This window comes from Nocardia cerradoensis NBRC 101014 (genome assembly GCF_000308535.1).
Taxonomy (GTDB): Bacteria; Actinomycetota; Actinomycetes; order Mycobacteriales; family Mycobacteriaceae; genus Nocardia; species Nocardia cerradoensis.
Window position 1 is genome coordinate 1 of sequence record NZ_BAFW01000064.1, and the last position, 5791, is coordinate 5791.

6 protein-coding genes are annotated in these 5791 nt (G+C 69.1%); 3 read left to right on the top strand and 3 right to left on the bottom strand.

The features are described from left to right. On the bottom strand, positions 1 to 337 hold a 337-nt coding region (locus ON23_RS08000; RefSeq protein ID WP_305080357.1), incomplete at its 3' end, for a biotin/lipoyl-containing protein. Between the two features lie 411 nt (positions 338 to 748). Here ON23_RS08000 and ON23_RS08005 point away from each other — a divergent pair. Next, the gene (locus ON23_RS08005) at positions 749 to 1099 is read left to right on the top strand and encodes a hypothetical protein (protein ID WP_039777222.1); all 351 of its coding nucleotides are present in this window, start codon (positions 749 to 751) and stop codon (positions 1097 to 1099) included. Between the two features lie 227 nt (positions 1100 to 1326). Here ON23_RS08005 and ON23_RS08010 read toward each other — a convergent pair whose 3' ends face one another. Then, complete coding sequence (locus tag ON23_RS08010; protein WP_039777223.1) at positions 1327 to 2835, bottom strand: leucyl aminopeptidase; 1509 nt, start codon at positions 2833 to 2835, stop codon at positions 1327 to 1329. A gap of 226 nt (positions 2836 to 3061) precedes the next feature. After that, positions 3062 to 3724, bottom strand: a complete 663-nt coding sequence (locus ON23_RS08015; protein ID WP_039777224.1) for a phosphate signaling complex PhoU family protein — start codon at positions 3722 to 3724, stop codon at positions 3062 to 3064. 144 nt (positions 3725 to 3868) lie between these two features. On the opposite strand from ON23_RS08015, the gene ON23_RS08020 reads away from it, so the two are divergent. Continuing rightward, the gene (locus ON23_RS08020; RefSeq protein WP_086006862.1) at positions 3869 to 4939 is read left to right on the top strand and encodes a ParA family protein; all 1071 of its coding nucleotides are present in this window, start codon (positions 3869 to 3871) and stop codon (positions 4937 to 4939) included. Between the two features lie 98 nt (positions 4940 to 5037). Continuing rightward, positions 5038 to 5791: class I SAM-dependent methyltransferase (locus tag ON23_RS08025; RefSeq protein ID WP_063821233.1), on the top strand; the 754-nt coding region annotated here is incomplete at its 3' end.

Here is a 5791-nt window from a genome sequence, read left to right on the forward strand (position 1 = left end):
CCTGCTGGGCGGGCGCTTCCTGCGCGGGCGCGGGTTCGGCCGGTGCCTGCTGGGCCGGTGCCTCCTGTGCCGGGGCGGGAGCGGAGGCGGACGCCTCGTCGGCGTCGCCGATCACGCCCAGTTCGCCGCCGACCTCGATGACGTCGTCTTCCTGGGCCACGATCTTGGTGAGCACACCCGCTGCGGGGGACGGGATTTCGGTGTCGACCTTGTCGGTGGACACTTCGAGCAGGGGCTCGTCGACCTCGACCGTGTCTCCTTCCTGCTTCAGCCACCTGGTCACAGTGCCCTCGGTGACGCTCTCACCAAGAGCTGGCATCTGGACGGAGAAGGCCATGTCCGTTGACTCCTCTAACTGCTCGACGGGTTCACAACAGTTCGTCTCTCGGCGGGGCGCGCCGCGGGTCGCGGCGAGCACCCGACTGCCACCGAACATTCCTGTGGCACCGGAGATCCGTGCGGTTCTTGTTCCGGTTCTCCATCCTTGCACTCGCCGTTGCGATACGTACCACAGGGCGGGCGGTCGGCGGGCCCGTGGCGACATCACAGCATCCGCGCCGCTGCGGAGAGCTGCCCCGATGCCGATCGTCCAGCCCGGCGTGTCTGGTTCGACACCCCGCGCGGAACCGCGGGGTTCGGACACGGTGTCCGCCATGCAGCTGGGCGTGCGCCCGAAATGCCCGACAGCTGGCAGTATCGATAGATCGGGAGTGCACGCACCCGACATTCGACCAGGAGGTAAGCGGCCGTGGGGTTGCTCGATCGTTTCCGCGGCGGCCGCGCGGGCAGAGGCGCCGACGGCTCCGATATTCGTTATCTGGCCGACTGGGTGCGCACCCACGACGGTGTCGAGGCGTATATCGAACCCAAGACGACAGTGACCGATGTCACAGCGATTCTTATCGCCGCCGATGGGGAATGGACGCGCCGGATCGTGGGCGAGCGCGGCGCCCGCCAATTGTCGAGCCGCCTCGGGGTTCCCGTCTACGACGTCGGCCGCACCGGCTACCCGCAACGCATGCGCGACTACGACGCTCGCAAACGCATCGAGCGCAAACGCGCGCTGGAAGCCGATCTGCGGGATCTGCCCGCGGAGTAGGAGCCTCCGGCCCGAGTGGGGCCGATGGCTGGAAGTCGCGTCAGCAGGATCGCGACGGCGGCCGTCGACACCGGCGACGGTTACCGGCGTGCGTTCAGCCCATCGGTGAGGCGCCCGCGCCGACCGCGGTCGGGCAGGTGCCACACCGGTCCGGGCGATGCGCTGACCGAGATCCTGGTCGGCACGATGAGCGCCGCCGACCAGGATCGCGAATTCTGTTGTGCCGCTTACTCTCCCGCGATATCGGTCAGCACCGCCACCAGCGTGCGCACGGGAACGCCGGTGCCGCCCTTGCCGATGTAGCCGAACGGCCCGCCGGTGTTGTAGGCCGGGCCCGCCACATCCAGATGCGCCCACTGCACACCCTCGGGCACGAATTCCTTGAGGTAGGTGCCGGCGACCAGCATCCCGCCCCAGCGGTGCGGGGAGACGTTGGCCATGTCGGCGACCTTCGAGTTCAGGTCGGCGCGCAGTTCGGCGGGCAGCGGCATCGGCCAGCCGTTCTCGCCGACCTCTTGCGACAGCCGCGCCACCCGGTCGCGGAATTCCTCGGTGCCCATCACGCCCGGGGTGCGGGTGCCGAGTGCGACCATCTGCGCGCCGGTCAGCGTAGCGACGTCGATCAGGTAGTCCGGGTTGTCCTCACCGGCGCGCACGATCGCGTCGGCCAGGATCAGCCGGCCCTCGGCGTCGGTGTTGATGACCTCGATCGTGGTGCCGCCGTACTGGGTGAGCACATCGCCGGGGCGCTGGGCGGTTGCCGAGGGCATGTTCTCGGCCATCGGCACCGTCGCGGTGACCGTGATCGGCAGTCCGAGCCGGGCCGCGACCAGGGCGGTCGCGATGACCGCCGCGGCGCCACCCATATCGGAGGTCATGTTCTCCATATTGGCCGCCGGCTTGATGGAGATACCGCCGGTGTCGAAGGTGATGCCCTTGCCGATCAGCGCGACCTTGGTATCGCCGCCGGAGTAGGTGATGCGGATCAGCCGCGGCGGGCGCGAGGAGCCCTTGCCGACGCCGACGATGCCGCCGTAACCGCCCGCCTCCAGCTGCTTCTCGTCGAGGATCTCCACGTCGAGTCCGGCCGCCCGCGCCAATTCGGCTGCGCGCTCGGCGAATTCGGCCGGGAAGAGGGCGTTCGGGGGAGTGTTGACGAAATCGCGGGCGGTCGCCACCGCCTCGGCGACGGCCTGGGCGCGGAACAGTTCGTCCTCGCCGGAATCGGCTGTGGGAACGAGGAATTCGACGCGCTGCAGCGGCTGCTCGGCCGGCTTGGGCGCCGACTTGTCGGACTTGAACGCGGTGAAGGTGTAGGCGCCCAGGTAGAAACCCTCGGCGGCGGCGCCCAGATCCAGTCCGGACAGCGTCGTGACGGCGGTGGCGGTGCCGGCGAGCGAGCGGGCGGCCACACCGGCGGATTTGCGGATCTGCTCGGCGTCCAGCGCGTCCCGGCCGCCGAGTCCGACCGCGAGCACGCTGGTCGCGCCGAGCCCGTCCGGCGCCGGGATCCGCGTCAGTTCCTCGGCCTTACCCTTGGCGCCGACGGCCAGCAGCGATGCCAGCAACTGCTCCCGGGTGCCGGCATCGAGCACCGCGTCGAAAACGTCGGCCGCGGCGATCACGGGCCCGTCGTCGGTGGACAGAAGTCCGACCACGAGAACATCGGTATCGGGGCCGATGCTCTCGGTACGTGCCAGTTCCGGGCCGAGTGAACGATCTGCAACAGCTGTCATGCGCCCAGGTTACTGGGTGGGATTCGGAGCCACCGGGGGAGCGGTGCGGCCGACGCGGCCGGAGTTGGCAGTGCGCGTAACCACGGCCCCTGCGCACACCGTCACCGGCGCAGCGGGGGCGACGCGGCCGGGGGTAGTGTGCGGGCCCCCGAGGTGCGGGCCGCGTGCGCCGCCGAAGAACACAGCCGGGAGCTCTGCGGCTGGAATTCCCGCGTGCGGGTTCGGCTCACTCCTCGTCGGTCTGCGCCGACAGCGGTACGCCGGTGTGGAAGAACCGGATCAGCCGCCCGATCCGCACGCAGTGCGCGGCGCAGCGCTCGAAATGGTGTGCCAGCAGCGCTGTTTCGACCGCCATCGCATTGCCGTGCTGCCAGCCGTCGTCGGCGACCGCGCGCAGCAGTTGCTGCTGGAGCTGTTCGATCGCCGGATCCGGCGGAATCAGGGTGGTGTCCGGCTCCACCTGCTGGGCCGAGATCACCGCGATGGCCGCGGCGGTGAGGTCGACGAGCGCCGCGGCCATCGCCGACAGGTGATGCGTGATGTCTTCGGGTGCCACGGGTTCGGGGAATTTCCGCACCACACCGTCGGCCACCCGGCTGAGCCCGCCCGCGATGCCGGACAGATCCTCCGCGATCTGGATGGCGGTGACCACATTGCGCAGATCCCGCGCGACGGGCGCCTCCAGGGCGAGCAGGATCACCGACCGGTCCTCGCATTTGGCGTGCTCGGCCTGGATTCTCTCCTCCAGCGCGAACACCTCGTAGGCAGCGGTCAGATCGGCGTTCTCGATCGCCACCGCGGCGCGTTCGGCCGCCTCGTGTGCCAACCGAGCCATATGAGCGAGCTCGTCGGAGAGCGCCGCGAGTTCGGAGGAGAATTTCGTTCGCACTCTGGTATCTTCGCCGCCCGCCGCGCCGAACGTGCAATATCGCAGGAAAAGTCATCGAATATCCGCCTCGCCGGCCGGTGTCGTGCAGTGCCGCAGCGGGTGTCGATCATTAAGGTGTAGCGCACCGTGCCGACGGTGGTGTGAATGGAGGGTCTCGGGCTGGTGGAGTTACGAAGCGAGACATCATCCGGGCAGCGCACGGGATCGGTCGAGGTCGTGGGACCGCTCGATGCGGCGCAGCCGGCGAACGCGGCGGCCGACGAGGACGGATTCGACTGGCTGGGACGCACCCGGGCAGGCCGTGTGCTGCGGTTGGAACGGCCGCAACGGATCTGGGAGGCCGAGCGCGCGCCGGGGCGTTCGCGGCCGTACGTGGTGGCGACGTTCAACTTGAAGGGCGGGGTGGGTAAGACCACCACCACGGCCGCTCTGGCCGAAATCCTGTCCGCCGAGTTCGACAAGCGGGTCCTGCTGATCGATCTGGATCCACAGGCCAATCTCACCGCGATGATGGTCGGCGAAAACCGGGCGATGGAACTGGATTCCGGTGACCGCACGCTGGCCGCGATCTTCGCCGCCGCCCTGGCCGGGCGCCCCGCCCCCGACGTGCGCGCGCTGCTCCAGCACGAGGTGTCGCCCATGCATGCGGTCACCACCGTCGATCTGCTGCCGGCGTCGCCGAAACTGATTGCGCTGCAGGACGAGATGCCCGCGCTGCGGCAGGGCGAACCCACCGCGGTGCTGGCCCGGGCGCTGTCGGGAGTGCTGGAGGACTACGACTACGTCCTCGTCGACTGCCCGCCGAATCTCGGCCCGATCACCCAGAACGGCCTGCGGCTGTCCGACGGTTACCTGATCCCCACCATCCCGGACATCATGTCCACCTACGGAATTCCGCCGGTACAGGCGCATCTGCGTCACCTCGCCGCACGCTGGGGCGATCCGCTGGAGGAGCTCGGCGTCGTGGTCACCAAGTATCGCCGTTCGTCCGCGGTTCACCGCACCACCCTGGAGATCCTGCAGGCCAATCGCACTCTGCCACGGTTGTTTCCGACCCGCATTCCCGACTCCAATCAGATCGCCGCCGCGGCCGCGTTCACCGATTTCGGAAGTCTGCGAAGGAAATACGGGACGGGCGGGCAGTTCCTGGCATTGCGCGAGCTGACGGCGGATTTTCTCGCGACGACGCGAATAACCCTCGCGTGGGGACGGTGAGTACCGCAGGCACGAGATTTCCGTCAATCATGTATTGACGATTGCCGCAACGTCAACCCATGGTTGACGAATGTGATCGCCCGACCTACCGTTGCCGCATGTCCTCCACCGAACCGCCCGCACCGGCGATCACGCCCGCCCAGCGCCGGTCGACCGGCGAATCCTTCGGCATCGATCCGGCCCGATACGACCGCACCCGCCCGCCCTATCCGCAGGCCATGATCGACCGCATCGTCGAGTCGAGCCCGGGCTCGAACTACCTGAACGCCGGCTGCGGCACCGGCATCGAAGCCCGGCAGTTCCGTGCCGCGGGATGCACGGTGCTGGGTGTCGAACCCGACGCCCGGATGGCCGACTTCGCACGGCGTGACGGACTGCGGGTGGAGGTGGCGCGGCTGGAGGAGTGGGATCCGGCCGGGCGCGTCTTCGACGCGGTGGTGTCCGGTACCGCGTGGCATTGGATCGATCCGGTCGAGGGTGCGCGCAAGGCGGCACAGGCGTTGCGCCCGTCCGGGCGGCTGGCACTGTTCTGGCACGTTTTCCAATTGCCGCCCGTCGTGGCCGAGGCCTTCGCCGAGGTCTACCGCCGGCTGCTCCCGGATTCGCCCTTCCGTCCGCCGGCCCGCCCCGGCCGGGCGGTGGACCCCTACGAGCCGATACTCGTCAACTCCGCCAACGGGATTCGCGATGCGGGCGGTTTCGGCGACGTGCAGCGGTGGCGCTTCGATTGGGAGCACCGCTACACCCGTGACGAGTGGCTGGACCAGATGCCCACCCAGGGGACGCTGACGCAGGCTCCGGCCGAGGTGGTGGATCAGGTGCTCGCGGGCGTCGGTGAGGCGATCGACGCGA